We start from the raw sequence: 23,074 nt of genomic DNA, 5'->3' as shown, positions 1-23,074 counted from the left end.
GGTCGGGGACCGCTAGCGCCCCTCGTAGACGTCCGGTACGCCGTCCTGATCGGCGTCGATCCTGTCCTGCTCCTCGATCTCGCGGTACCTGGCATTCCGTCGCCGCAGCAGGACGGCCGCCGTGAGCGCCGCGATGAGGGATCCGGCCAGGATGGCGACCTTCGCGTGGTCGTCCTCCGGTGTGCCCTGTCCGAACCCCAGTTCGCTGATGAGCAGCGAGACGGTGAAGCCGACGCCCGCGAGGAGCGCGACGCCGATGATGTCCACCCACGCCAGGTCCGGGTCGAGGCTGGCCTTCGTGGTCTTCGTGACGGCGAAGGTGGCGAGCAGGATGCCCACCGGCTTGCCGATCACCAGAGCCACCATGATGCCGACGGCGATGGGATCGGTGATCGCGCTGACCAGACCCTCGATGCCCCCGATCGCCACGCCTGCGCTGAAGAACGCGAAGACCGGCACCGCGAATCCCGCTGACAGGGGCCGGATGCGGTGCTCGAGGGTGTCCGCGAGACCGTCCGGCGCGACATCGTGCGACTGGAGCGGCCCGTCGTCGTCCTGCACGGCCAAGGGGCGCACCTCGACGCCGTCCTTGCCGCCCTTGCCGTCCTTGCCGTGCGCTCCGGCCGTGCCGACCCCGGCGCCCTTCGGCAGGACGGGGATGGCGAACCCGAGGAGCACACCCGCCACGGTGGCGTGCACGCCGGACTCGTGCACGAGCGCCCACACCACGAAGCCGATGGGCAGGAGGATGAGCCAGGGAGCCCAGGCCCGGCGCTGGAAGAACGTCGGGAAGCGCTGCGCGAGGAAGGCGTAGAGGGCCAGGGGGACGATCGCGATGAGCAGCGGAGGAGCCTGGATGTCCTCCGAGTAGAAGAACGCGATGATGCTGATCGCCAGGAGGTCGTCGACGACGGCGAGCGTGAGGAGGAAGATCCGCAGGGAGCTCGGCAGGGACGAGCCGACGACGGCGAGCACCGCGACGGCGAACGCGATGTCCGTCGCGGTGGGGATGGCCCAGCCGCGCAGGGCTTCGGGTCCGGCGGTGGCGGTGATGGCCACGTAGACGAGTGCGGGGACGATGACCCCGCCCACGGCGGCCGCGACGGGGACGACGGCGCGGTCGAACTTCCGGAGGTCCCCGGCGACGAACTCGCGCTTCAGTTCGAGCCCTGCCAGGAAGAAGAAGATGGCGAGCAGGCCGTCCGCCGCCCAGGTGCCGGCGCTGAGCTCGAGGTGCCAGGGTTCGTAGCCGAAGCGGAAGTCGCGCACCGAGAAGTAGGCGTCCGCAGCAGGCGAATTGGCGAGGATCAGGGCCAGGACGGTGGCCAGGAGCAGTAGGGCTCCGCCGACGGTCTCCTTGCGCAGGATCGTCGAGATGCGCAGGTGCTCCGGGTAGCTGCTGCGGGAGAAGACGTGGCTGCCGGGCGGTGCCGGATGCTGCGGGGAGGCTGGCTGGGCGTTCATCGGGGGTCCTTCGATCGGGCACGCTCCTGGGAGCGCCGACCAGACTTCCCGGCTCACCAGAGCCACCAGCCTATCGGGTTGCTCCTCCGACCGCCTGCCCGGCCGCCGCCGGAGCCCGGATGCCCGGGATGCCGCGCCTCAAAGGAGCGCGCTGAAGAGTTCCGCCCTGCGCGTGGGTCCTGCCACGATGATCTCGTCGTCGTCGTACAGGGTGGTCTGCGCCGTCGTGTGGTCCCACGCCCCGCCCTTGCGCTTCACGGCGACGACCGTGACGCCGTATTTCGCCCGCAGTCCCGTGGTCCCGAGCTCGCGGTCCCAGTACTCCCGCGGCGGACGGGTCTTGACCATCGCGAAGTTGTCCTCGAACTCGACGTAGTCGAGCATCGTGCCGCGCACCAGGTGAGCCACGCGCTTCCCCATGTCGTGCTCGGGCCGGATGACCCGCTCCACCCCGAGCTGCGAGAGGATCTGCGCGTGCGGTTCGCTGATGGCCTTCGCCCACAGGGTGGGGCGGTCGAAGCGCAGGAGGATCGACGTCGTCAGGATGCTCGCCTCGAGGTCGCTGCCGATCCCGACGACCACGCGGTCGAACTCCGACAGGGAGAGCTGGCGCAACGCCTCCTCCTTGGTGGTGTCCGCCCGCACCACGTGCGTCAGGAGACCGTTGAAGGACTGCACCACGTCCTCGTCGGCGTCGATCCCGAGGACCTCGGTGCCGGCCGCCTCGAGCTCGAGCGCCAGGGCGCCCCCGAAGCGGCCGAGCCCGATCACGGCGACGGACTCGGCCGCGGCGATCGCCTCGATGGGCCGGGAGGAGAACAGGCGTTGCCTAGCCAATGAGGGGCCTTTCCTTGGGATATTCGAAGTAGAGCGGCTTGGAGCGGAGCGCGAGCGCCGACGCGAGGGTGACCGGCCCGAGGCGGCCGGCGAACATCACGAGGATCAGCACCACCTGTCCGGCCGGCGGGATGGCCGCGGTGATGCCGGTCGACAGGCCGACCGTCGCGAAGGCCGAGACGACCTCGAAGAGGACCCTGTCCAACCCGAAATCGGTGGTGAGCATGAGGAACATGGTTGCGGTGATGACCAGCCCGACGGCGAGCAGGACGATCGAGATGGCCTGGCGGTGGGTGGACCGTGGCAGGCGCTTGCCGAACACGTTGACGGCCGTCCCGCCGCTGATCTCGGTGTAGAGGATGAAGAACAGCACGCCGAAGGTGGTGATCTTCAGGCCGCCGGCCGTACCCGCCGGTCCCCCGCCGATGAACATCAGCACGTCCATGGCGAGCAGCGTGACCGGGTTCAGCTGCGCGAAGTCCACGCTGTTGAAGCCCGCGGTGCGCGTCATGGTGGACTGGAAGAAGCCTGCGAGGAGACGGTCCTCGGGCCGGAGGGCGCCGAGGGTGGCCGGGTTGGACCACTCGACGGCGGTGATGAAGACGGTGCCGACCACCAGCAGGATCACCGTGCCGCCCAGGACCAGCTTGGTGGTGGTGTGCCACCTCCGGGGGTACCTGACATGGCGGCGCAGCTCGAAGAGCACCGGGAACCCGAGTCCGCCGATGATGACGGCAGCGCAGACGGGCAGGCAGATCCAGGGGTCCCCGACGTAGCCGATGAGGTTGTCGCTGAAGAGGGCGAACCCTGCGTTGTTGAAGGCCGAGACCGAGTGGAAGACTCCCAGCCACACCGCCTCCGCCGGGCTGTACCCGTAACGGAGCGCGAATCGCACGGCGAGCACCACGGCGGTGACGAACTCGACCACCAGGGTGATGCGCAGGACGCCGAGGAGCACGTTCCGGACATCGCCGAAGCCGACGCTCCTGGTCTCGGCGGCCGCCGAGACCCGGGATCGGAGACCCATGCGGCGGGCGAGGAGGAGACCGAGGAGCGAGGCGAAGGACATGATGCCGAAACCGCCCAGCTGGATGAGGGCGAGGATGATGGCGTGTCCGCCGCCGGTCCAGTAGACGGGTGTGTCCACGACGATCAGGCCGGTCACGCACACCGCCGACGTCGCGGTGAACAGGGCCTCGAGGAACGTGGCACCGCCGGCGCCCACCTTCGACGTCGGCAGCATGAGGAGCAGGGTGCCGACGAGGACGGCGCCGGCGAACCCGAGCACGATCACCTGGGCCGGATGACGGGGGGCGAGTTGCGCGGCCCGGGCAGCCGCACCCCGAAGGAGGGGGCGCGCGCCTGTGGCGACCACCGCGGCGGAGTCCCTGAGGATCTCTCTGCTCGACCTCACGGGGATGTACTGGCCTCCGGATTCCTGGGACTGCCGCGGACGTTCCGCACCAGTCGCCCAGTCAACCCGACGCGGGTCCCTCCGGCCCGCCTCTTTACGTGTTCTTGATGCCGCTTATTCGAGCGGGAAGTTCTCCCGGCGCAGCAGGGTGGCGAGGTGCTGGGCGTTGCGCACCACGCCCGCCGTCGTGGTGGCGACGGCATCGGGCACCTGTGCGAGGTCCTTGAAGTCGACGGCCTGCATCGCCTCGCCCACCCAGTACGTCGAGCCCTGCGACGGGAGTGAGAAGCCGATGTCGTTGAGGCCCTGCATCATGTCGGCGACCGTCTTGTGGGCGCCGTCCTCGTTGCCCACGACCGCGACGACCGCCACCTTCCCGGCCATGACGGGCCGGCCCTCCTCGTCCGTCTCGGCGATGTCCGCATCGAGCCGCTCCATGACGCGCTGCGCGAGGCTGGAGGGGTGCCCCACCCAGATCGGCGTGGACAGCACGAGGATGTCCGCGGCGAGGATCTTCTCCCGCAGCACCGGCCACTCGTCGCCGTCACCCATGTCCTTCCGGACTCCCGGCGCCACGTGGTGGTCGACCACCCTGGCGCTCGAGGTCACGACGCCGTGAGCCGCGAACTGGTCGAGGATGTGCTGCGCCATGAGGTCGGAGCTCGACGGTTCGGGGGACGGGGTGAGGCTGCAGATGAGGGCGAATGCGGTGAGGTCGCTCATGGTTCTCCTTCGAAGGATGCGGGTCGGGTCCGAGCCGTTGCACCGGCCTCGGGTGGGGACGCCGGTGTCAGGTGCGCAGGGCCGACAGCAGATCGCCGAGCTGCGCCACCTCGTGATCCGGGGGCACCATGGCGGAGGGGTAGGGCGAGGCATCGCGGTTGAGCCAGGCGGTCCGGAGGCCGGCGCGCGAGGCGCCGTCGATGTCCCAGGGGTGCGCGGCGACGAGGACGACGTCGTCCGCGCCCCGTCCCAGGGCGGCGAGGGCATGGGTGTAGGCGCCCGCGGCGGGCTTCCAGCCCGGCCCGTCCTCGACGGACAGGACCGCCGCGAAGGCGTCACGGACACCGGCGCGCTCGAGCAGGCCCGACGCTGTCGTCGCCGCACCGTTGGTCAGGGCGGCGAGCTCGAAACCCGCTGCGGTGAGGCCGCGGATGCCATCGGCGACGTCGGGGTGGACGGGCAGCTGCTGCATCGCCGTCAGGATGTGGGCCACGGCGTCGTCGACGTCCCGGTTGAGCACCTGGCCCGCGAGCACCACCCGCAGGGCGCCCTCCGCGACAGCTCGGAAGGCGGGGTTCTCCCCCGCCGCCGTGAGCGCGAACCCGTCACGGAGGACGGTGGCGAACCACAGCCCCGCCAGCTGCGGCGGCGCCCCGATCTCCTCGACGTGCTGAGTCATCCGGCCCATGTCGGAGAGGGTCCCGTTGACGTCGAACAGCACGAGGGGCAGGGCCATTACTGGCGGTACCCCTCCACCTGGCTGATGGGCCGGGCATCGGCATCGGCGGGGTTCTCCCCGGCGTCGGCCTTGGCGCGCCGCTGCCGGAGGAGGTCCCAGCACTGGTCCAGGTCCTCCTCGACCTTCTTCAGCCGCGTCGCGTGGTCCTGGTGCGCTGCCCCGTCACCGGCGTCCTGGGGCTGGTCGCGGAGCTCGTGCTCCTCCTGAACGAGTGCCTGGATGCGCTGGAGGATGTCCTGGTCGTCCATGGTGAAGTCCCTTCGTGGTCGGAGCGCCGGCACGGCCGGCCCTTCGTTCAGGCTACTGACGGGCCGGATCGATGACCAGCATCCGCCGGGCCGCCGCGGCCGGGCCGGGGCGGAATTTGGCGCCACGCCGCGATGCCCTAAGCTGTTGGAGAACCAATTGCCTGTGTAGCTCAGTCTGGTAGAGCATCCGCTTCACACGCGGAAGGCCCGGGGATCGAGGCCCCGCGCAGGCACGAGGACATCGAGCAGAAGGCCCGTACCGACACGTCGGTGCGGGCCTTCTGCGTATCCACCCCGTTCGTCCTGGGCGAACAGTTCGGTGCCAGCACTCTCCGGGGTCGAGTGCTAACATTTTTCGTAGTTGAGCGGAGGGCGCTCAACTACGAAGGAGAGAACACCACCTGCCGGTGGTTCACACGAAGGAGTTGTTTCCCGTGGCCATGAAATTTGATCCGTTCCGCGAGCTGGACCGTGTCGCCGGCGCCCTGCTGGAGAACCGACCCGGACTCCGTCTCATGCCGATGGACCTGTACCGGGAGAAGGACCACTACGTCCTCGCCGCGGATCTTCCCGGCATCGATCCCGGCTCGGTCGACATCGACGTCGACGGCCAGCTCCTCACCATCCGCGCCGAGCGCACCCTGCGCGGGACCGAGGGCGTCAAGTGGCTGACCCGTGAGCGGGAGAGCGGTTCCTTCCTCCGCCAGCTCAATCTCGGTCAGGGCATCGACACCGAGGGCATCGCCGCCCGCTACGAGAACGGCGTGCTGAGCGTGACCATCCCCGTCAGTGAGCGCGCAAAGCCGCGCAAGATCGAGGTCGTGACGGGCGAGTCCGCCGCATCGGTCGAGTCGACCGCGGTCGAGGGCCGTGCAGCTCATCAGGGAGCCGTCGAGGCGTAGCGCAGTCCCCATCCCCGTACCCCCGGGCAACGTTCCGGGGGTACTGGGGCGCTCCGAGATTCTCCTTGCGGGTCTTCCGCAGCCGTGCGGAGGATGGAGCATGGACTTCACACCCACCTCGGCAATCGTCACCGGCTCCGACTCAGGGATCGGCCGTGCCACTGCCGTCGCCCTCGCGACGGCGGGCTGCAACATCGGCGTCACCTGGCACTCCGACCAGGAAGGCGCCGAGGAGACCGCGCGGCTCGTCCGGGCGCAGGGCGTCACGGCCGCCGTAGCGCAGCTGGACACCACCGATGCACCTGCCTGCGGGGACGTCGTCGACCAGCTGGCGCGTGAGCTCGGCGGCCTCGACGTCTTCGTCAACAATGCCGGCGTCAACGGCGGCACCCTGTTCATGGAGACCGACTGGGACACCTGGCGCGGCACCCTCGGCGCGAACCTGGACGGAGCCTTCGTCTGCATCCAGCGGGCCGCCCGGCACATGATCGACGGCGGACGGGGCGGGCGCATCATCGCCGTCACGAGCGTGCACCAGGAACAGCCCCGCGTCGGGTCAGCCGCGTACAATGCCTCCAAGCACGGCCTCGGTGGCCTCATCCGGACCATCGCCCTCGAACTCGCCGACCGCGGCATCACCGCCAATGCCGTGCTGCCGGGCGAGATCAACACCCCCATGAACGATTCCGAGGACCAGGACCCCCGCGCGATGGACCGCCCGGGCATACCGCTCGGCCGGCCCGGAGCGCCCGAGGAGATCGCCGCCGTCGTCGCCTTCCTCGCATCGGGCGCCTCCAGCTACGTCAACGGTGCCTCGTTCGTCGTCGACGGCGGGATGCTCCTCATGGGACCGCAGGCCGGTTCACACCTCACCAGCGGGGAGTGGCGCACGCTCTGACCATGCAGGGGCAGGTGGAGGAGGAACTTTCAGGGTGCGTTCATGCCGCGTTCAGCGGCCATGGCTACCGTGAGGATCCCGTCACCCGAAAGGCCACGCCATGGACACCTCCCCCATCCCCGCCACCGAGCCCGAGGCCCAGGACTGGTCCGGCTTCAGGCATGGCGAACGCATCACCCTGCACCACCCGGCGGGCACCCAGCTCCGCGGCGTCCTGGACATGCGGACCGACGACGCCTCCATCGTCTGGATCCACCTCAACGACGGTGCGGGACGACGCCTCGTGCACCGGGCAGACGGCTACCGACTGCACCGGGGCTGACGCTCCGGGAGGCAGCGGTCAACCTCCCCGCCCACCTCCCGTCCACTTCCCGTTCACCTTGGGGCAACCTTCCCGCCACCTGTAACGTAGCTCCGGTGAGAAGCCGCGCCACGTCCCTGCCCATCGCCGCCGCTGCCGTCGCCGTCGTCGTCGGATCGGCCGCCTGCGGTTCCGACTACCCGTTGGGCGCGGAGCAGGAGGCAGCAGCGCAGCGGGGGGATGCGAGCCTGCAGGGCGCCGTGACCGCCTCCGGGTCCTCGGCGCAGGGACCGGCGATGGACGCCTGGCGCTCGGGCTTCGCCACGCTCTACCCGAAGGCACAGGTGCAGTACTCCCCGGACGGTTCGGGCGCGGGCCGCGGTGCGCTGCTCGCGGGGGCCGTCGGCTTCGCCGGCTCCGACGCCTACCTGAGCGACGAGGAGCTCGCGGAGTCCATGGAGGCGTGCGGTCCGGGAGGAGCCTTCAACATCCCCGCCTATGTCTCCCCGATCAGCGTCGCCTTCAACCTGCCCGGCATCACCCGACTCGACCTCGACGCCGACACGGTGGCACGGATCTTCCGCGGGGAGATCACCACCTGGGACGATCCGGCGATCGCCGCGCAGAACGACGTCGCCCTCCCGTCCCTGCCGATCTCCGCCGTCAGCAGGTCCGACGACTCCGGGACCACCGAGAACTTCACGGACTACCTGCACGCCGTGGTGCCCGGGATCTGGACCGACGAGCCCGACGGCGCCTGGCCCTCGGGACTCGACAACGAGAACGCCAAGGGCAACGCAGGCGTGGTCAGCACCGTCGCGGGGACCGTCGGTGCAGTGACCTACGCGGACGACTCCTCCGTCGGAGGTCCGCTCGGCCGCGTCGCACTGAAGGTCGGCGACGACTACGTCCCCGTGAGTGCGGAAGGCGCGGCCGCCGCCGTCGACCTCGCCGCGCGCGTCCCGGGCCGGGCTGACCACGATGTCGCCCTCGACCTCGACCGCACCACCACCGCCGCGGGAGTCTACCCGCTCGTCCTGGTCTCATACCACGTGTACTGCAGCCGCTACGAGAACCAGGCCACGGCCGATGTCGTGCGCGCCTTCGGGACGTACGCCGTCAGTCCGGAGGGCCAGGCCGAGGCGGCCGATGCCGCGAAGAGCTCCCCGCTCTCGGCCGAGCTGTCCCAGCAGGCCACCGAGGCCATCGCCACGATCGAGGTTGGGGAGATCCCCTAGGCGTACGGGAGGGCGGACCCCCGGGGGATCCGCCCTCTCTCCGTACAGGGCCGCTGTTCCCGCGGCCGTCCTCCCGCATCAGCCGACGCGCGGGCCGCCCGAATCCGGGTCGTTCGTGGACGTGTCCGGCAGCGTGCCGTTCGCCGGGATCGCTTCCGTGGTCCCGCCGGTGGGCGGTGCCGCGACGTCCCCGCGCCATGCGCCGGTCTCCCCGCCGCTCTTCTCGATGAACTCCTTGAAGCGCTTGAGGTCACCCTTCACCTGCGCGGTGTCGGCGTTGACCACGGCACCGATCTTCTCGGTGAAGGTCTCCGGGTGCCAGTCGATCTGCACCATGAGGCGCGTGGTGTTCTGGTCGAGGCGGTGGAAGGTCACCACACCCGCGTGGGACTCGCCGTCGGTGCTCTTCCACGCCACGCGCTCGTCCGGGTGCTGCTCGGTGATCTCCGCGTCGAACTCCCGCTTGACGCCGCCGATGCTCGTCACCCAGTGGGTGTGGGTGTCCGAGGTCTGCGTGATGGAATCGACGCCCCCCATGAACTGCGGGAAGCTCTCGAACTGCGTCCACTGGTTGTAGGCCGTGCTGACCGGTACTGCTACGTCGATAGATTCCTGCACTGAAGCCAAAGCGTTCCTCCTTCGTAGAGACTCCGGGGGCCATGCATAACCCGTTTCCGGGTATCGCGCACGGCCGAACCGTAAGTTCCCTTAGCGTAGGCAGATCGGTTGGATTTGGCCAACGCGCGGGACTAGTGTGAAAGGAGTCCACCCGGCAGGAATCGGCACGTTCGATGCGCCTGCGGGAGGCGGATATTTCTCTAGCACTGGAGGATTCATGAAGGCTTCACCCACCCTCACAGACAACATGCAGGCCGTCCTGGTCGACCTCATCGAGCTCCATCTGCAGGGCAAGCAGGCCCACTGGAACGTGGTCGGCAAGAACTTCCGCGACCTCCACCTGCAGCTGGACGAGATCATCGACGACGCCCGCGCCTTCGCCGACGAGATGGCCGAGCGCATGCGTGCGCTGCACGCCGTTCCCGACGGGCGCAGCGTCGCCGTCGCCGAGGGCACCAAGATCGATCCCTTCCCTGCAGGCCTCGTCTCCACGAAGGACACCGTGGGTCTCGTGGTGCGCATGCTGAACGCCTCCGTGAAGACGATGCGCGATGTGCACGACCAGATCGACGAGGAGGATCCCACCACCGCGGACCTCCTGCACGGCTTCATCGCCAAGCTCGAGCAGTATGCGTGGATGGTCGACGCCGAGAACATGGAACCCACCGCCGAGGTCGTCACGCCGGTCGGTACGGATCACGCCACGGTCTGACCCGCAGGACCCGGTCCCGTCAGAAGGGGAGGCACCCATCGGTGCCTCCCCTCCCCTGTCCGGGGGCGGGGGACGGACTCTTGTACTATGTAGGCTGACTAATGGTCTAGCAAAAGGCCGATCACACATGCCCTGGGTCTGTGTATCGGTTCCGGAGGACGTCCGGACGCCCGCAAGGGGTGCGATGCACGTGCGGCCCGGTGGCTGGACGAAACGGGATCAAACTCCATGGCCGATCAGGTCGCCGGGCAGAACCTCACCGATCACCTCCAGGACCTCCTCCTCGTCAGCGACGACGTCGAGGAGTTCCTGAGCGAGTTCGCGCGGTTCGCGGCATCCCGACTGTTCGAAGGAGCCGCCGAGACCCTGTGCGGCATCACCCTGCTGCGCAACAAGCATGCCGGCACCGTCGCGAGCAGCAACGCTCAGGCCCAGGAGCTCGACGAACTCCAGGCCTCGTTCAGTGAAGGGCCCTGCCTCACGGCGTGCGAGGAGCAGCGGACCATCCTGGTCGCCGACACCAGCACCGACGAACGGTGGAGCGACTATCTCGCCCAGGCCGCAGAGCGGGGCGTCGGTTCGATCCTGGCCGTGCCCTTCACGCTCCGATCCGGTGCTCGTGCCGCACTGAACGTGTACGCGGCGGACCGGGGCGGCTTCGAACCCGAGGACGTCGCGACGGCCGAGGCCTTCGTCGCCCAGACCTCGAAGGCGCTGACACTCGCGGTGCGGCTCGCGCAGCACGCGGATTCCGTGTCCGACCTGAAGTCCGCGATGAAATCCCGCACGGCGATCGACATCGCGATCGGCATCATCATGGCGCAGAACCGGTGCAGCCAGCGGAAGCCTTCGCCATCCTGACGACGGTGTCCAGCAGCCGCAACCAGAAGGTCCGGGACATCGCCGCCTCGGTGGTCGCCTCGATCGGGCAGGTGGAACCGGAGACGCACTTCGACCCGTGAGTGTCGCCCGTCCGCCCGCCCGTCCGCCCGTCCGCCCGCCCGTCCGCCCGCCCGTCCGCCCGCCCGTCCGTCCGGACCATGGGCCCGTCCGCCGGTCCCTGTGCTCGGCCCGGACCGGCCCTGATCCGGGGTCGACCCCGATCGAGGCCTTACTCGATGGCGCTGCGCACTTCGGCCAGGAGCGATGCCATGCCCGTCTCCGCCGCGGTCGGACGACCGCTGCTGATCGCCTCGGCCACCTGCTCGTGGGTCCGGAGTGCATGTTCCTTGGGATGGTGCGGCATGAGTCCCTGGTGCGTCCGGCCGGAGAGCACCTCCGCGATCACCCCCTGGAGGGCGAGGAACATCTCGTTGCCACTGGATTCCAGGATGAGCGTGTGGAACTCGATGTCCACGGCCAGGAACTCCTCGAGGTCGCCGTTCTCGCCGAGCCGGCGCAGGTCCCGTCCGAGGTCGAGGAGGCGCAGCCGCTGGTCGGACGAGGCATGCTCTGCGGCGAGCGCCGCCGCCACGGGTTCGACGGCACGGCGAAGGTGCGTCAGCGAGCGGAACTGGCCGGCGCGGCCCGGCCCGTTCAGGCGCCACCGGATCACCCGGGCGTCGTAGACGTTCCAGCTCGCCGGAGCCTGCACCACGAGTCCGAGCCGTCGCTTCGGCACGATCAGGTGCATCGACTCCAGGACCCGCATGCAGTCCCGCACCACGGTGCGGGAGACGCCGAAACGCTGCTGGAGACCCTCGATCGTCAGGCGGGCACCCTCTGCCAGCACGCCGTCGGCGATGTCCTGTCCGAGCGCGTCGATGATGTGGGTGGTGAGGACGGTCGCCACACCCGCGTTCCTCCCGGCCGGAACCGGCTGCGCCGTCATGCTCCTCCTCGATGTGTTCCGGCTGCTCCGCCGGTCGTCCCACTCTAGAGCGCACGGCTCAACAAAAGTAGTACCTTTGCCCACCCAAAGGTATTACCTTTGCTGTGCACGACGCAGAGCCGTGACCTGTCGCGCACGGCTCGTCAGGGTTCGGCACGGCAGAGCGGCACAGCAGGTCGCCGCATCGCATCGCATCGCATCGCATCGCATCGCATCGACGAGGGAGTCAGTATGGACGCGCACCCACACCACGTGGTCGTGATGGGGATCTCCGGATCCGGCAAGACGACCATCGCCACCCGTTTGGCCGAACAACTCGGCTGGGTCTTCGCCGAGGCGGATGATTTCCATCCTCCCGAGAACATCACGAAGATGACCTCGGGCATCGCGCTCACCGACGAGGACCGCTGGCCCTGGCTCGAGTCGATGCGGACATGGCTGACGGAGCAGGCACACGCGGGGCTGAGCACCGTCGTGACCTGTTCGGCTCTCCGACGGTCCTACCGTGACATCCTCACCGGGGCGGACGGCGACGTCCGCTTCGTGCACCTCCTCGGCGACACCGACCTGATCCTGGATCGGATGAAGACGCGGAGCGGCCATTTCATGCCCGAGTCGCTCCTGCCCTCGCAGATCAGCACCCTCGAGCCATTGGAGCCCGACGAGCAGGGCGTGCGCATCGAGAACACCGGCACGCCCGACGAGGTCGTCGCCGAGGTCATCGCCCGGCTCGACCTGCACAGCACCTAGTCCCCCACCCACCCCGTTCGACGGAGAACCACCATGCCCATCGAAGGCTGGACCCAGAGCCTCACCGCCGGTCCACTCCTCCTGATCGCCGCAGCCGCGATCGTCGTCCTGCTGTTCCTGATCATCAAGCTCCGGATCCACGCGTTCGTCTCGCTGATCATCATCAGCCTCGTGACGGCCTTCGCGACCGGGATCCCCACCTCGCAGATCGTCACCGTCCTCGTGGGGAGCTTCGGCTCGACCCTGGGCGCCGTCGCGCTCCTCGTGGGACTCGGCGCCATGCTCGGCCGCCTCGTCGAAACCAGTGGCGGGGCGAAGGTCCTCGCGGACTACCTGATCCGCGTCTTCGGCGAGAATCGTGCGCCCTTCGCGCTCGGCGTCGCCTCCCTGATCTTCGGCTTCCCCATCTTCTTCGACGCCGGGCTCGTGGTCATGCTGCCCATCGTCTTCTCCGTCGCACGCCGGCTCGGCGGGGGTGTCCTGCGGTACGGCCTGCCCGCAGCGGGTGCCTTCTCCGTGATGCACATCTTCGTGCCGCCGCACCCGGGACCGGTCGCGGCATCCGAGTTCTTCGAAGCGAACGTGGGCATCGTGATCATGGTGGGCCTCGTCGCGGCCATCCCGACCTGGTACGTCACCTCCTACCTCTACGGGATCTGGGCCGGGAAGAAGTACGTGCTCCCCGTGCCCGAGCTCCTCGGTACCGCTGACGAGCACGCCGAGGCGAACCCCCCGAAGTTCGGCACCGTCGTGGGGATCCTCCTGCTCCCGCTCGTGCTGATCTTCCTCAACACGGGGCTCAATACCGCGGCCCGCTCCGGCGCCTTCGACGAGAGCCTCACCGACCAGGCCTGGTTCCAGGTCCTCCGTACCCTCGGGGAGACCCCCGTGGCCCTGCTCATCTCGCTGCTGGTCGCCTCCTACGTCCTCGGACGCAGGCGCGGGATCGACAAGACGGTGCTCGAGAGCACTCTCGAGGCCGCACTCGGTCCCGTCTGCTCCGTCATCCTCATCACCGGGGCCGGCGGCATGTTCGGTGGAGTGCTCCGGACGAGCGGTATCGGCGACGCCCTCGCCGACGTCCTCGGGGACCTCGGCATCCCGCTGATCCTGGCCGGCTTCCTCATCGCTGCGATCCTCCGCATCGCCCAGGGCTCCGCGACCGTGGCCCTGACCACGGCGGCCAGCCTGATCTCGCCCGCGATCCTCGCCGGCGACTACAACGCGCTGCAACTCGCAGCCCTCGTGGTCGCCGTGGCCGGTGGGTCGGTCGTGGCGAGCCACGTCAACGACTCCGGTTTCTGGCTCGTGGGCCGCTTCCTCAACATGGACGTCAAGACCACCCTGAAGACCTGGACCGTGATGGAGACGACCATCGGCGTCATGGGCTTCGCCATCGCTGCAGCGGTGTTCTCCCTCGCCTCCCTCGGCTGACGCGCGAACGACGTCGACAGGGGCCCGTCCGCAACCTGCGGGCGGGCCCCTGTCACGTCGTCGTGCCGTCCGCGTAGCAGGTGACACCGCGGATCGGGGGACGGATCGATGCCTTGTGCGCCCGGAAGGACGGATGCCACCGTCGATGACGGGTCATCAGGACCCGGTACGGTCTGCGCGGGAGGGATTCCGACGGCGGACCGGTGGCCGACGCGTGACGAGTGGACGAGGAGTGGATGACCCATGGATGCACCGGAGGCAGGAACCGCGATGCAGCGGTTCGAGGACAGGGTGGTCATCGTGACCGGGGCCGGGTCCGGCATCGGCGAGGCGACGGCGCGGCGCTTCGTCGCCGAGGGTGCCCGGGTGGTGCTCACCGATTCGGTCGCCGAGAAGATCGACGCGGTCGTGGCCTCGCTGCCCGAGGGCCGGGCGGTGGCACTTCCCGCGGACTCCTGCGACTACGACCAGGTCGCAGCCATGGTGCAGGCCACCGTGGATCGCTTCGGACAGCTCGACGTCCTCGTCAACAACGCGGGGACCATCACGCAGGGCACGGTGCAGGACACGAGCGTCGAGGACTGGCACCGCGTGCTCGATACCGACCTCTCCGGCGTGTTCTACGGGACGAAGGCGGCCCTGGCCCACCTGCTGGACAGCAGGGGCTGCATCGTCAACGTCTCCTCCGTGTCCGGACTCGCCGGGGACTGGCGCATGAGCGCCTACAACGCCGCCAAGGGAGGCGTCAGCAATTTCACGCGCGCCGTGGCCCTCGACCACGGGCGCGACGGCGTCCGCGTCAATGCGGTGGCCCCGGGCTTCGTCTGGACGGACCTCACCAGCGAGGACGGCGAACCGCACGAGCTCGACGACGAGTTCGCCCGGCGCATCGCCCTCGGACGCGGAGGGCTCCCTGACGAGGTGGCAGCAGCCATCACCTTCCTCGCGAGTGACGACGCCGGGTTCATCACCGGCGTCGTCCTCCCGGTGGACGGCGGCACCATGGCCAGCAACGGACAGCCCGCGCAGGCCTGACCGGGACCGGGCAAACTCGCCTGCTAGCGGCGCTTCCCCCGGGAGCCCGGTGGCCGGGACTGCCTGTTCTGCGGTGTCCTGCTGCCCTTCTGCGCGGACCCGCCCTTCCGTGCCGCTCCCCCTCCGGTGTTCTTCGAGGCGGTGTCGGCGTTCTTCGCAGATTTCTCGGCGGCCTTTTGGGACGCCGATTTCTTCGGCGCCTCCCGCTGGGATGGCTGGCGGGAGCTGCGGGCCGTCCTGCCGCGGACGATCCCGATGAACTCCTCGACGTCGTCGGACTCGTCCTCCACACGCCATGCGATCCCGATCGTGGTGGTCGGGACACCCTCCACCGGGCGGTGCACGGCGTCCTTCCGCGCGTGGAGGCGGGCGAGGGACATCGGGAGGATCACGACGCCGGCGCCCGACGCCGCGACCTCCACCGCCGTCCTCGGGCCGCCGCACTCCGCGACGTCGAGCAGGGTCTCCCCATCGAGTTCCCCGGCGGGGATGTCCTCGTAGAGGGACAGCTCGTTCTCCCGCGACATCACGGCAACGGGCTGTTCCTCGTACAGGGGGATCAGGTGAATCCCCTCCCTGTCCACGGGCAGGCGGACGAACACGACGTCGTCGGCCCCCTCCCGCAGTGCCACCAGGGCGTCGTCGTCATGCTGGTGCAGGTCAAGGGGGACGGCCGGGTGCCGCTCACGCCAGCGGGCCACCCACTTGCCCGGCGTGACGCCCGGCACGAAGCCCACGGAGAGGTTTCTGGGCTGATCGGTGGGCATCTGATCACAGTAGCGCGTAGCGGGAGCGGCCGATCATGGCTGCCTGCCACACGACCGTTAAGCTGGATCCATGACTCCCGCGAAGACGCCCCAGACCCTGAAGCCCGCCACCGCGGCCAAGAAACTGGGAATCTACCTGCCCGCCGCGCCCCAGGACTTCCAGGAGACCGAGCTGACGCGCGCGGAGTTCAACGAGCTCCAGCAGACACCGCCTGAATGGCTGGCCGAACTGCGCCGCACCGGGCCGCATCCGCGCCCCGTCGTCGCACAGAAGCTCGGCATCTCGATCGGGGGACTCGCCCGCGGCGGCATCACCGATCCCCTGACGAGCGAGGAGATCACCACCCTGCTGCAGGAGCCGCCGGCCTGGCTGGTCTCGGAGCGGTCCACGCAGGCGGCGGTGCGTGCGGAGGCGGCACGGGTCAAGGAGCGCGACGCCGCGCGCACGGCCTCCGACGCCTGACCCCTCCCTGCGGGGCAGCACAAGCGGCCCCTGCCTGACCCGGGCGTGTCCCAGGAGTGAGGATCGAACGCCGCCGGGCATACATGGCTGCATGGCTGCCGGCTCATCGCGTGCAGGTCGGCTGATGTCCATCGACTCCTGCCCGTCCGCTCGTCTGCGTGCCCTCGTGCCTGCCAGCGTGCCGCTCGTCTGCGTGCCCTCTGCCCGCCTGCCGTTTGCCGCCCGTCTGCATGCCCTCTGCCCGCCTGCCGCTTGCCGCCTGTCTGCGTGCCCTCTGCCCGCCTGCCGCCCGTCTGCATGCCCTCTGCCCGCCTGCCGCTTGCCGCCTGTCTGCGTGCCCTCTGCCCGCCTGCCGCCCGTCTGCATGCCCTCTGCCCGCCTTCCGCCCGCCTTCCGCGTGCCTGCCTGCCGCGTGCCTGCCTGCGTGCCCGAGCTGGTTGCCCTCTGCCTCCGGAAGTGGAGCCCCATGAGCGGGTCATGCACGTCCTGCTGTCCTGCGGCTCCGGACGGTCGCCACGGGCTTCTCGGGCGCCGCCGATGCAGGATCGTCAGAGGCCCTCCCTACCATCGAGTTCTCCGCCGAACCGCTGCGGGCCTCCCTGTCGAGGAGGCCCGGTCCGTTTGCGAAGAGAGTCGCGCCCTACCACAGGAAAGGCACATTCCTGCGGAGGCGCGCCGATTGACTTAATCGAACACGTATTCGAATATTAACGGGTGACGCCTCCACCTGCCGGCCATGCCCTCGAATGGGATGAGCCCTCACCCGACCTCGGGGGATCGTCACGTCCGGAACCCACCGGCCGTCCAGGTGGGTCCGCAGCAGAGATCGCCCTCGGGCTCCAGTCCCGCATCAACAGCATGCAGGCCGTCACGCTCGATTCCCGGCGGCTGCCCACGGTTCCTGCCCTCGCCCGGATCCTGCCGGGGGGAGGTCTCCAGTCCGGCGGCTCCTACGCGGTCCGTAACTCGACCTCCCTCGCCATGGCCCTGCTCGCCGGCCCGTCCGCGACGGGCGCCTGGTGCAGCGTCATCGGCCTGCCTGACTTCAGCGTCGAGGCGGCCCAGGGCTTCGGCATCAACCTCGAACGCCTCATCCTGGTGCCTGACCCGGGATCACAGTGGCTCACCGTCACGGCTGCCCTCGTCGACGTCGTCTCGATCGTCCTGACCAGGGCGCCGGAACACCTCGCCCCCACCGAATGGGCCCGGCTGAAGGCGCGGCTCCGCCAGCGAGGCGCGGCGCTGATCACCCTGGGGTCCTGGAAGCAGAGCGATTCGACACTCGGCGTGGCGGAGAGTGCCTGGGAGGGCCTGGGCTCGGGGACGGGACACCTGAGGTCGCGGCGCATGAAGATCACCGCGACACAGCCCTCGGGCCGGCTGCGTCACGCCTATGTCGGGCTGGCCGACCTGCAGGGCACTCCGACGGGCGGATCCGCGCCCTCGGCCACGTACACACCGGGAGCACCGGGAGCACCGGGAGCACAGGGAGCACAGGGAGCACAGGACTCCGGCACCCACACCCTCTTCGAACCCCAGCTGGTGAGGTCCTCGTGACATCCGCTCTCCCAGCCCTGCCCGCCGGTTCGGCCCACGCCACCCGCACCCTGATGTTCTGGTGCCCCGACTGGCCCATCACCGCGGCACTGCGTGAACACGCCCTGCCTGCCGAGACGCCCCTCGCCCTCGTGGACCGTGGTGAGGTGTTCGCATGTTCCCCTGCGGCGCGGCAGGACGGCGTGAAACGGGGACTGCGCATCAGGGAGGCCCAGGCCCGCAGCACGAATCTCGTCCCCCTGCCCTACGACCCCTCGCTCGATGAACGAACCTTCGAACCCGTCACCACGGCGGTGGAAGCGATCATGCCCGGGGTCCAGGTCGTCCGCCCGGGACTCTGCGCCATCAGGGCCAAGGGCCCGTCGCGGTACTACGGCAGTGAGTCCGAGGCTGCACGCGTGGTCTTCCGGACGCTCGCCGCCATGGGACTCACCGATGTGCGGATCGGGATCGCCGACGGTCCGTTCGCTGCCGAGCAGGCAGCCAAGGCCACCGATCAGCTGGACGACGACGTCGAGCAGCTCGTCGTCATTCCCGCGGGCCGCTCGGCCTGGTTCCTCGGCAGCTATCCGCTGGAGATCCTCGAACAACCCAAGCTCACCGTGCTGCTCAAGCGCCTCGGCATCCGTTCGCTCGGTGATTTCGCGGCCCTCAGGGCCTCCGACGTCCGCAACCGCTTCGGCATCGAGGGAGCCCTCGCGCACCGCCAGGCCAGTGGGCTCGACCACCGCAGTGTCGTGGCCCGCACACCACCTCCCCACCTGGACACCGTCGCTGATTTCGAGCCGCCCCTCGCCCGGATCGACCAGCTCGCCTTCGCCTTCAGGTCACGGGCAGGTGAGTTCGTCGACACCCTCCGCGAGGCCGGGCTCGTGTGCACCGCGCTGCACGTCTCGCTGCACACCGAATCCGGTGAGGCTTCCGAGCGCCGGTGGCAGCATCCGCGCTGGTTCGACGCCGACGACGTCGTGGACCGCGTGCGCTGGCAGCTCCAGGGGACCAATGCCTCCGACCACGGCCTCACCTCCGGCATCACCCGCGTGCAGGTGATCCCCGAGATCGTGGAGAACCTCAGCGACCACGCCGACGGGCTCTGGGGTACAGGCCCGGACGAGGGGATCCATCACGGCCTGGCCCGGGTGCAGAGCATGCTGGGCCATGGTGCCGTGCTCACCGCGATCGTCGCCGGCGGGCGTCTCCTGGCCGACCGTCGGGTCTTCGTCCCCTGGGGGGATGCACCCGCCGGTCAGCAGCAGGCTGCCGCCGTCCCCCTGAAGGATCGGAATCAGCCCTGGCCAGGCCGTCTTCCAGGGCCCGCCCCCGCCACCGTGTACGCCCAGCCGGTTCCCGCCGTCGTCGTCGACTCCCGCGGCAACCCGGTGGACGTGGACGCCCGCGGACTCCTGAGCGCCGACCCCGCCTTCTTCAGCACAGGACCGGACGGCCGCCGGCACGCCGTGCACTCCTGGGCCGGCCCGTGGCCCATCAACGAACGCTGGTGGGACCGCAAAGGCCGGGTGCTCGACCGGTTCCAGCTGGTGGACCAGTCAGGATCTGCCTGGCTGCTACTCCTCGAGGACCATGCCTGGTGGGTCGAGGCCGGCTACGACTGACGACCAGCCCTGCCTCGGACACCCGCGGGAGCGCGGCGGGACACCACCACGAACACACGAGCAACACGCAGCACGCAGCACGCACAGCCGGGACAGGGGGACGCCATGGGCTGGAACAACCCACCCATCCCGTGGTCGGATTTCGAGCGGAACCTGTCCGACACGCGTCCGGGAGCACCACCCCTCGGGGCCGACGGCGGTGACAGCCCCGCCTGGTCCCGCAAACGCCAGCCCTACACCGCACCGGCGGAGGTCGCTGCTCCCGACGGTCCCGTGGTGCCCTACGCGGAACTGCACGTCCACTCCAACTTCAGCTTCCTCGACGGCGCGTCGAGCCCGGAGCACCTCGCGGAGGAGGCGCAGCGGCTCGGCCTGTCGGGCATGGCGCTGACCGACCACGACGGCCTGTACGGCGCCGTCCACTTCGCCGAAGCCGCCGAGAAATATCCCGGGTTCTCCACCATGTACGGGACGGAACTCTCCCTCGAACTGTCCAGGCCGCAGAACGGGGAGGCTGATCCCGAAGGACGCCACCTCCTGGTCCTGGCCCGGGGATCCGCCGGCTACCACCGCCTGTCCACTGCCATCACCGAGGCACAGCTCGACACCGATGCGGAGAAGGGCAAGCCCCGCTACGACCTGGAGCGCCTTGCGGGCCATGCCGCCGGCCAATGGATGATCCTCACGGGGTGCAGGAAGGGGACCGTGCGTTCAGCCCTCGTCGCGGCGGGGGAATCCGCAGCAGAAACGGAGCTCCGGCTACTCGTGGACCTGTTCGGGAAGGAGTCCGTCGCCGTGGAACTGACCGATCAGGGCAATCCGCTGGACACGGCCCACAATGACGTGCTGGCCTCGATGGCCGCCCGGCTGTCACTGCCCACCGTGGCCACCAACAACGTGCACTACGCCACGCCGAAGCAGCACCGTCTTGCCTCGGCCCTCGCCGCGGTCCGCGCACGGCGGAGCCTGGACCAGATGGACGGCTGGCTTCCAGCAGCAGGGGCTGCCCACCTGCGCAGCGGGGCCGAGATGGCGCGCCGCTTCAGGGCCTATCCCGGCGCCGTGGAGCGCACCGTGGAGATCGCCGCCGATCTCTCCTTCACGCTCCGCAGCGTGAAACCCGGCCTGCCGAACATCGACCTGCCGGAGGGCCATACCCAGATGAGCTACCTCCGTGAGCTCGTCTGGCAGGGGGCGGACAAGCTCTACGGGAACCGTGCGGACGTCCGGGAACGGATCGAGCGCGAGCTCGAGGTGATCGAGGACAAGAACTTCCCCGGGTACTTCCTGATCGTCCATGACCTCGTGCACTACGCGCGTCGCAACGGGATCCTCTGCCAGGGACGGGGGTCGGCCGCCAATTCGGCGGTCTGCTATCTGCTCGAGATCACGGCTGTCGACTCCATCAAGTACCAGCTCCCGTTCGAACGGTTCCTCTCCAGCATGCGGGACGAGGAACCGGACATCGACGTCGACTTCGATTCGGACCGCCGTGAGGAGGTCATCCAGTACGTCTACCGGAAGTACGGACGGTTCAACGCCGCACAGGTTGCCAACGTCATCACCTACCGTCCCAAGTTCGCCGTCCGGGACATGGCAAAGGCCCTGGGGCACAGCCCCGGCCAGCAGGACGCATGGTCCAAGCAGATCGAGCGTTGGGGCGGGCTCGTCTCGAGCGACGACCACGACATCCCGGAGTCGGTGGTGGGCCTGGCCCAGGAGGTCCTCAGGTTCCCGCGCCACATGGGCATCCACTCGGGGGGCATGGTCCTGACCGACCGACCGGTGGGGGAAGTATGCCCTATCGAGCATGGTCGCATGGAGGGCCGGACCGTGCTGCAGTGGGACAAGGACGACTGCGCCTGGATGGGACTCGTGAAGTTCGACCTGTTGGGCCTCGGGATCCTCGCTGCGATCCAGTACAACTTCGACCTCGTGGAGCAGCACTTCGGTGAGACGTGGGAGCTGCACACCATCCCCAAGGAGGAGCAGGGCGTGTACGACATGCTGTGCTTCGCGGATTCCGTCGGGGTGTTCCAGGTGGAGAGCCGCGCCCAGATGGGGATGCTCCCGCGCCTGCTGCCACGCCAGTTCTACGACCTCGTGATCGAGGTGGCACTCGTACGGCCCGGACCCATCCAGGGCGGTGCCGTGCACCCCTACATCAAGCGGAAGATGGGCGAGGAGGAGGTCCGGTACATCCATCCCGACCTCAAGCCCGTGCTCGAACGGACGCTCGGTGTGCCCCTCTTCCAGGAGCAGCTCATGCAGATGGCCATGGTGGTGGGTGGCTGCTCCGGAGCGGACGCCGATCTCCTGCGCCGCGCGATGGGTTCCAAGCGCGGCGAGGAGCGGATCGATTCCCTGAAGGCCAAGCTGTACGAGGGCATGGAGTCCAACGGCATCACCGGCCCGGTCGCGGATGCGATCTACAACAAGATCCACGCCTTCGCGAACTTCGGCTTCGCGGAGAGCCACTCGATCAGCTTCGCCCTGCTGGTCTATGTCAGCGCCTGGCTCCGGCTCCACTATCCCGGGGCTTTCCTCGCGGCGCTCCTGCGTGCGCAGCCCATGGGGTTCTACTCACCCCAGACCCTCGTGGCGGATGCACGGAGGCATGGTGCCGTCGTCCTGCGCCCGGACATCCTGCACTCGGGCGTCCACGCCGACCTCGAGCCGCTGGAAGGGTACGAGCCGCCGGAGGACCTCCGGAAGCGGACCACCGGCATGGACTGCTGCACGGAGGACGAGCAGCCTCCTGTCGGGTACTTCGACCGTGACACGCCCTTCGACTCGACCCCGCACCGCCGTGACGGCAATTACGCGGTCCGCCTGGGGCTCGCGAGCGTGGATACGCTCGGGCTGAAGCTGGCGGAGAAGATCGTCGCCGAACGGGAGCTCAACGGACCCTACGAGGACATGCCGGACCTCGCGCGGCGAACGGGGGCCGATGCGGGCCAGCTCGAGGCCCTTGCTGCTTCGGGCGCCTTCGATTCGATGGGCCTGACCCGCCGGGAGGCGCTCTGGAACGCCGGACCCGCCTCCACGGAACGCGAGGGCCAGATCAAGGGGACGGCGGTCTACATCCAGCCCCCGCTGATGCCCGAGCTCTCGGACATCGACAAGGTCGGGTCAGATCTCTGGTCCACGGGCATCACTCCTGACGACCACCCCGTACGCCATGCCAGGGAAAGGCTGAAGCGCCGGGGTGCCCTGACCGCCGTCGAACTGAAGACCTCCGAGTCGGGACGGCGGGTCGAGGTGGCGGGTGTCGTCACGCACCGGCAGCGCCCCGCAACGGCGAGCGGCATCACCTTCATGAACCTCGAGGACGAGACCGGCCTGGTCAATGTCATCTGCTCGGTCGGTGTCTGGCAGCGGCACCGCAGGGTGGCCCGTGAGGCGAGCAGCGTGATCGTTCGCGGCGTCCTCGAGCGGTCCTCGGAGGGGATCGTGAACATCGTGGCGGACCGCATCGAAGTGCTGCAGCTGAAGGCGACCACGAAGTCCCGCGACTTCCGCTGACCGGT

The 23,074-nt window shown here is 69.2% G+C and carries 22 protein-coding genes and 1 tRNA gene; 14 read left to right on the top strand and 9 right to left on the bottom strand.

Going from position 1 to position 23,074, the window contains the following annotated elements:
* Positions 1–12: 12 nt before the first annotated feature.
* The 6 genes from nhaA to FNH21_RS08045 all read right to left on the bottom strand — a co-directional run bounded on the left by nhaA (position 13) and on the right by FNH21_RS08045 (position 5,425).
* A complete protein-coding gene (nhaA, locus tag FNH21_RS08070; protein ID WP_152813635.1) occupies positions 13–1,464 on the bottom strand; it encodes a Na+/H+ antiporter NhaA in 1,452 nt (483 codons plus the stop codon).
* Between the two features lie 138 nt (positions 1,465–1,602).
* The gene (locus tag FNH21_RS08065) at positions 1,603–2,301 is read right to left on the bottom strand and encodes a potassium channel family protein (RefSeq protein WP_152813633.1); all 699 of its coding nucleotides are present in this window, start codon (positions 2,299–2,301) and stop codon (positions 1,603–1,605) included.
* Positions 2,294–3,676 carry a TrkH family potassium uptake protein gene (locus FNH21_RS08060; RefSeq protein ID WP_422108760.1) on the bottom strand — a complete coding sequence of 461 codons (1,383 nt, stop codon included), beginning with the start codon at positions 3,674–3,676 and terminating at the stop codon, positions 2,294–2,296. The genes FNH21_RS08065 and FNH21_RS08060 overlap by 8 nt, the downstream gene beginning before the upstream one ends.
* A gap of 153 nt (positions 3,677–3,829) precedes the next feature.
* Positions 3,830–4,438 carry a flavodoxin family protein gene (locus tag FNH21_RS08055; RefSeq protein WP_152813631.1) on the bottom strand — a complete coding sequence of 203 codons (609 nt, stop codon included), beginning with the start codon at positions 4,436–4,438 and terminating at the stop codon, positions 3,830–3,832.
* Between the two features lie 67 nt (positions 4,439–4,505).
* Positions 4,506–5,174 carry a haloacid dehalogenase type II gene (locus FNH21_RS08050; protein WP_152813629.1) on the bottom strand — a complete coding sequence of 223 codons (669 nt, stop codon included), beginning with the start codon at positions 5,172–5,174 and terminating at the stop codon, positions 4,506–4,508.
* The gene (locus tag FNH21_RS08045; protein WP_152813627.1) at positions 5,174–5,425 is read right to left on the bottom strand and encodes a DUF2630 family protein; all 252 of its coding nucleotides are present in this window, start codon (positions 5,423–5,425) and stop codon (positions 5,174–5,176) included. The genes FNH21_RS08050 and FNH21_RS08045 overlap by 1 nt, the downstream gene beginning before the upstream one ends.
* Before the next feature lie 159 nt (positions 5,426–5,584).
* Here FNH21_RS08045 and FNH21_RS08040 point away from each other — a divergent pair.
* From FNH21_RS08040 to pstS, 5 genes are all read left to right on the top strand, one after another.
* Positions 5,585–5,658, top strand: a tRNA-Val gene (locus FNH21_RS08040).
* Between the two features lie 207 nt (positions 5,659–5,865).
* The gene (locus FNH21_RS08035; RefSeq protein ID WP_152814235.1) at positions 5,866–6,327 is read left to right on the top strand and encodes an Hsp20/alpha crystallin family protein; all 462 of its coding nucleotides are present in this window, start codon (positions 5,866–5,868) and stop codon (positions 6,325–6,327) included.
* A 100-nt stretch (positions 6,328–6,427) separates the two neighbouring features.
* A complete protein-coding gene (locus FNH21_RS08030) occupies positions 6,428–7,225 on the top strand; it encodes an SDR family oxidoreductase (RefSeq protein WP_152813625.1) in 798 nt (265 codons plus the stop codon).
* A 100-nt stretch (positions 7,226–7,325) separates the two neighbouring features.
* Entirely contained in the window at positions 7,326–7,547 is a 222-nt protein-coding gene (locus tag FNH21_RS17060) for a hypothetical protein (protein WP_241742763.1), read from the top strand.
* A 95-nt stretch (positions 7,548–7,642) separates the two neighbouring features.
* On the top strand, positions 7,643–8,764 hold the full coding sequence (pstS, locus tag FNH21_RS08025; protein WP_338403189.1) for a phosphate ABC transporter substrate-binding protein PstS: 1,122 nt from the start codon (positions 7,643–7,645) through the stop codon (positions 8,762–8,764).
* A 78-nt stretch (positions 8,765–8,842) separates the two neighbouring features.
* Here the strand turns inward: pstS and FNH21_RS08020 are convergent, their stop codons facing one another.
* Positions 8,843–9,382 carry an SRPBCC family protein gene (locus FNH21_RS08020; protein WP_338403209.1) on the bottom strand — a complete coding sequence of 180 codons (540 nt, stop codon included), beginning with the start codon at positions 9,380–9,382 and terminating at the stop codon, positions 8,843–8,845.
* Positions 9,383–9,599: 217 nt separating this feature from the next.
* On the opposite strand from FNH21_RS08020, the gene FNH21_RS08015 reads away from it, so the two are divergent.
* Positions 9,600–10,094, top strand: coding sequence for a Dps family protein (locus tag FNH21_RS08015; RefSeq protein WP_055766079.1), 495 nt, complete (start codon positions 9,600–9,602; stop codon positions 10,092–10,094).
* Between the two features lie 228 nt (positions 10,095–10,322).
* The gene (locus FNH21_RS08010; protein ID WP_241742762.1) at positions 10,323–10,955 is read left to right on the top strand and encodes a GAF and ANTAR domain-containing protein; all 633 of its coding nucleotides are present in this window, start codon (positions 10,323–10,325) and stop codon (positions 10,953–10,955) included.
* Between the two features lie 250 nt (positions 10,956–11,205).
* Here FNH21_RS08010 and FNH21_RS08005 read toward each other — a convergent pair whose 3' ends face one another.
* On the bottom strand, positions 11,206–11,925 hold the full coding sequence (locus tag FNH21_RS08005; protein ID WP_152813622.1) for a FadR/GntR family transcriptional regulator: 720 nt from the start codon (positions 11,923–11,925) through the stop codon (positions 11,206–11,208).
* Positions 11,926–12,156: 231 nt separating this feature from the next.
* On the opposite strand from FNH21_RS08005, the gene FNH21_RS08000 reads away from it, so the two are divergent.
* The 3 genes from FNH21_RS08000 to budC all read left to right on the top strand — a co-directional run bounded on the left by FNH21_RS08000 (position 12,157) and on the right by budC (position 15,144).
* On the top strand, positions 12,157–12,675 hold the full coding sequence (locus FNH21_RS08000) for a gluconokinase (protein ID WP_152813620.1): 519 nt from the start codon (positions 12,157–12,159) through the stop codon (positions 12,673–12,675).
* A gap of 33 nt (positions 12,676–12,708) precedes the next feature.
* Complete coding sequence (locus tag FNH21_RS07995; RefSeq protein WP_152813618.1) at positions 12,709–14,109, top strand: GntP family permease; 1,401 nt, start codon at positions 12,709–12,711, stop codon at positions 14,107–14,109.
* A 243-nt stretch (positions 14,110–14,352) separates the two neighbouring features.
* On the top strand, positions 14,353–15,144 hold the full coding sequence (gene budC / locus FNH21_RS07990) for a meso-2,3-butanediol dehydrogenase (RefSeq protein WP_241742760.1): 792 nt from the start codon (positions 14,353–14,355) through the stop codon (positions 15,142–15,144).
* A gap of 23 nt (positions 15,145–15,167) precedes the next feature.
* Here the strand turns inward: budC and FNH21_RS07985 are convergent, their stop codons facing one another.
* Positions 15,168–15,911 (bottom strand): LysR family transcriptional regulator substrate-binding protein, encoded by a 744-nt coding sequence (locus tag FNH21_RS07985; protein ID WP_152813617.1) that lies wholly within the window; start codon positions 15,909–15,911, stop codon positions 15,168–15,170.
* A gap of 70 nt (positions 15,912–15,981) precedes the next feature.
* Between FNH21_RS07985 and FNH21_RS07980 the strand changes: the two genes are divergently transcribed.
* The 4 genes from FNH21_RS07980 to FNH21_RS07965 all read left to right on the top strand — a co-directional run bounded on the left by FNH21_RS07980 (position 15,982) and on the right by FNH21_RS07965 (position 23,069).
* Positions 15,982–16,374: a DUF5997 family protein gene (locus FNH21_RS07980; RefSeq protein WP_152813616.1), complete on the top strand. Its 393-nt coding sequence runs from the start codon at positions 15,982–15,984 to the stop codon at positions 16,372–16,374.
* A 714-nt stretch (positions 16,375–17,088) separates the two neighbouring features.
* Positions 17,089–17,931, top strand: a complete 843-nt coding sequence (locus tag FNH21_RS07975; RefSeq protein ID WP_152813615.1) for a hypothetical protein — start codon at positions 17,089–17,091, stop codon at positions 17,929–17,931.
* A complete protein-coding gene (locus FNH21_RS07970; RefSeq protein WP_338403188.1) occupies positions 17,928–19,544 on the top strand; it encodes a DNA polymerase Y family protein in 1,617 nt (538 codons plus the stop codon). The genes FNH21_RS07975 and FNH21_RS07970 overlap by 4 nt, the downstream gene beginning before the upstream one ends.
* A 105-nt stretch (positions 19,545–19,649) precedes the next feature.
* Positions 19,650–23,069, top strand: a complete 3,420-nt coding sequence (locus FNH21_RS07965) for an error-prone DNA polymerase (protein WP_152813614.1) — start codon at positions 19,650–19,652, stop codon at positions 23,067–23,069.
* Positions 23,070–23,074 lie beyond the last annotated feature (5 nt).

This window comes from Arthrobacter bussei (assembly GCF_009377195.2).
In the GTDB taxonomy this organism is placed as follows: Bacteria; Actinomycetota; Actinomycetes; order Actinomycetales; family Micrococcaceae; genus Arthrobacter_D; species Arthrobacter_D bussei.
The sequence above is the reverse complement of the archived record's forward strand: the minus strand, read 5'-3'. Positions and strand labels throughout refer to the sequence as shown.

Excerpts from the sequence above, each read along its gene's own strand:
- nhaA (WP_152813635.1), bottom strand. The coding sequence starts at position 1,464 with ATGAACGCCCAGCCAGCCTCCCCGCAGCATCCGGCACCGCCCGGCAGC.
- FNH21_RS08055 (WP_152813631.1), bottom strand. The coding sequence starts at position 4,438 with ATGAGCGACCTCACCGCATTCGCCCTCATCTGCAGCCTCACCCCGTCC.
- FNH21_RS08050 (WP_152813629.1), bottom strand. The coding sequence starts at position 5,174 with ATGGCCCTGCCCCTCGTGCTGTTCGACGTCAACGGGACCCTCTCCGAC.
- FNH21_RS08045 (WP_152813627.1), bottom strand. The coding sequence starts at position 5,425 with ATGGACGACCAGGACATCCTCCAGCGCATCCAGGCACTCGTTCAGGAG.
- FNH21_RS08035 (WP_152814235.1), top strand. The coding sequence starts at position 5,866 with ATGAAATTTGATCCGTTCCGCGAGCTGGACCGTGTCGCCGGCGCCCTG.
- FNH21_RS08030 (WP_152813625.1), top strand. The coding sequence starts at position 6,428 with ATGGACTTCACACCCACCTCGGCAATCGTCACCGGCTCCGACTCAGGG.
- FNH21_RS17060 (WP_241742763.1), top strand. The coding sequence starts at position 7,326 with ATGGACACCTCCCCCATCCCCGCCACCGAGCCCGAGGCCCAGGACTGG.
- FNH21_RS08015 (WP_055766079.1), top strand. The coding sequence starts at position 9,600 with ATGAAGGCTTCACCCACCCTCACAGACAACATGCAGGCCGTCCTGGTC.
- FNH21_RS08010 (WP_241742762.1), top strand. The coding sequence starts at position 10,323 with ATGGCCGATCAGGTCGCCGGGCAGAACCTCACCGATCACCTCCAGGAC.
- FNH21_RS08005 (WP_152813622.1), bottom strand. The coding sequence starts at position 11,925 with ATGACGGCGCAGCCGGTTCCGGCCGGGAGGAACGCGGGTGTGGCGACC.
- FNH21_RS08000 (WP_152813620.1), top strand. The coding sequence starts at position 12,157 with ATGGACGCGCACCCACACCACGTGGTCGTGATGGGGATCTCCGGATCC.
- FNH21_RS07995 (WP_152813618.1), top strand. The coding sequence starts at position 12,709 with ATGCCCATCGAAGGCTGGACCCAGAGCCTCACCGCCGGTCCACTCCTC.
- budC (WP_241742760.1), top strand. The coding sequence starts at position 14,353 with ATGGATGCACCGGAGGCAGGAACCGCGATGCAGCGGTTCGAGGACAGG.
- FNH21_RS07985 (WP_152813617.1), bottom strand. The coding sequence starts at position 15,911 with ATGCCCACCGATCAGCCCAGAAACCTCTCCGTGGGCTTCGTGCCGGGC.
- FNH21_RS07980 (WP_152813616.1), top strand. The coding sequence starts at position 15,982 with ATGACTCCCGCGAAGACGCCCCAGACCCTGAAGCCCGCCACCGCGGCC.
- FNH21_RS07965 (WP_152813614.1), top strand. The coding sequence starts at position 19,650 with ATGGGCTGGAACAACCCACCCATCCCGTGGTCGGATTTCGAGCGGAAC.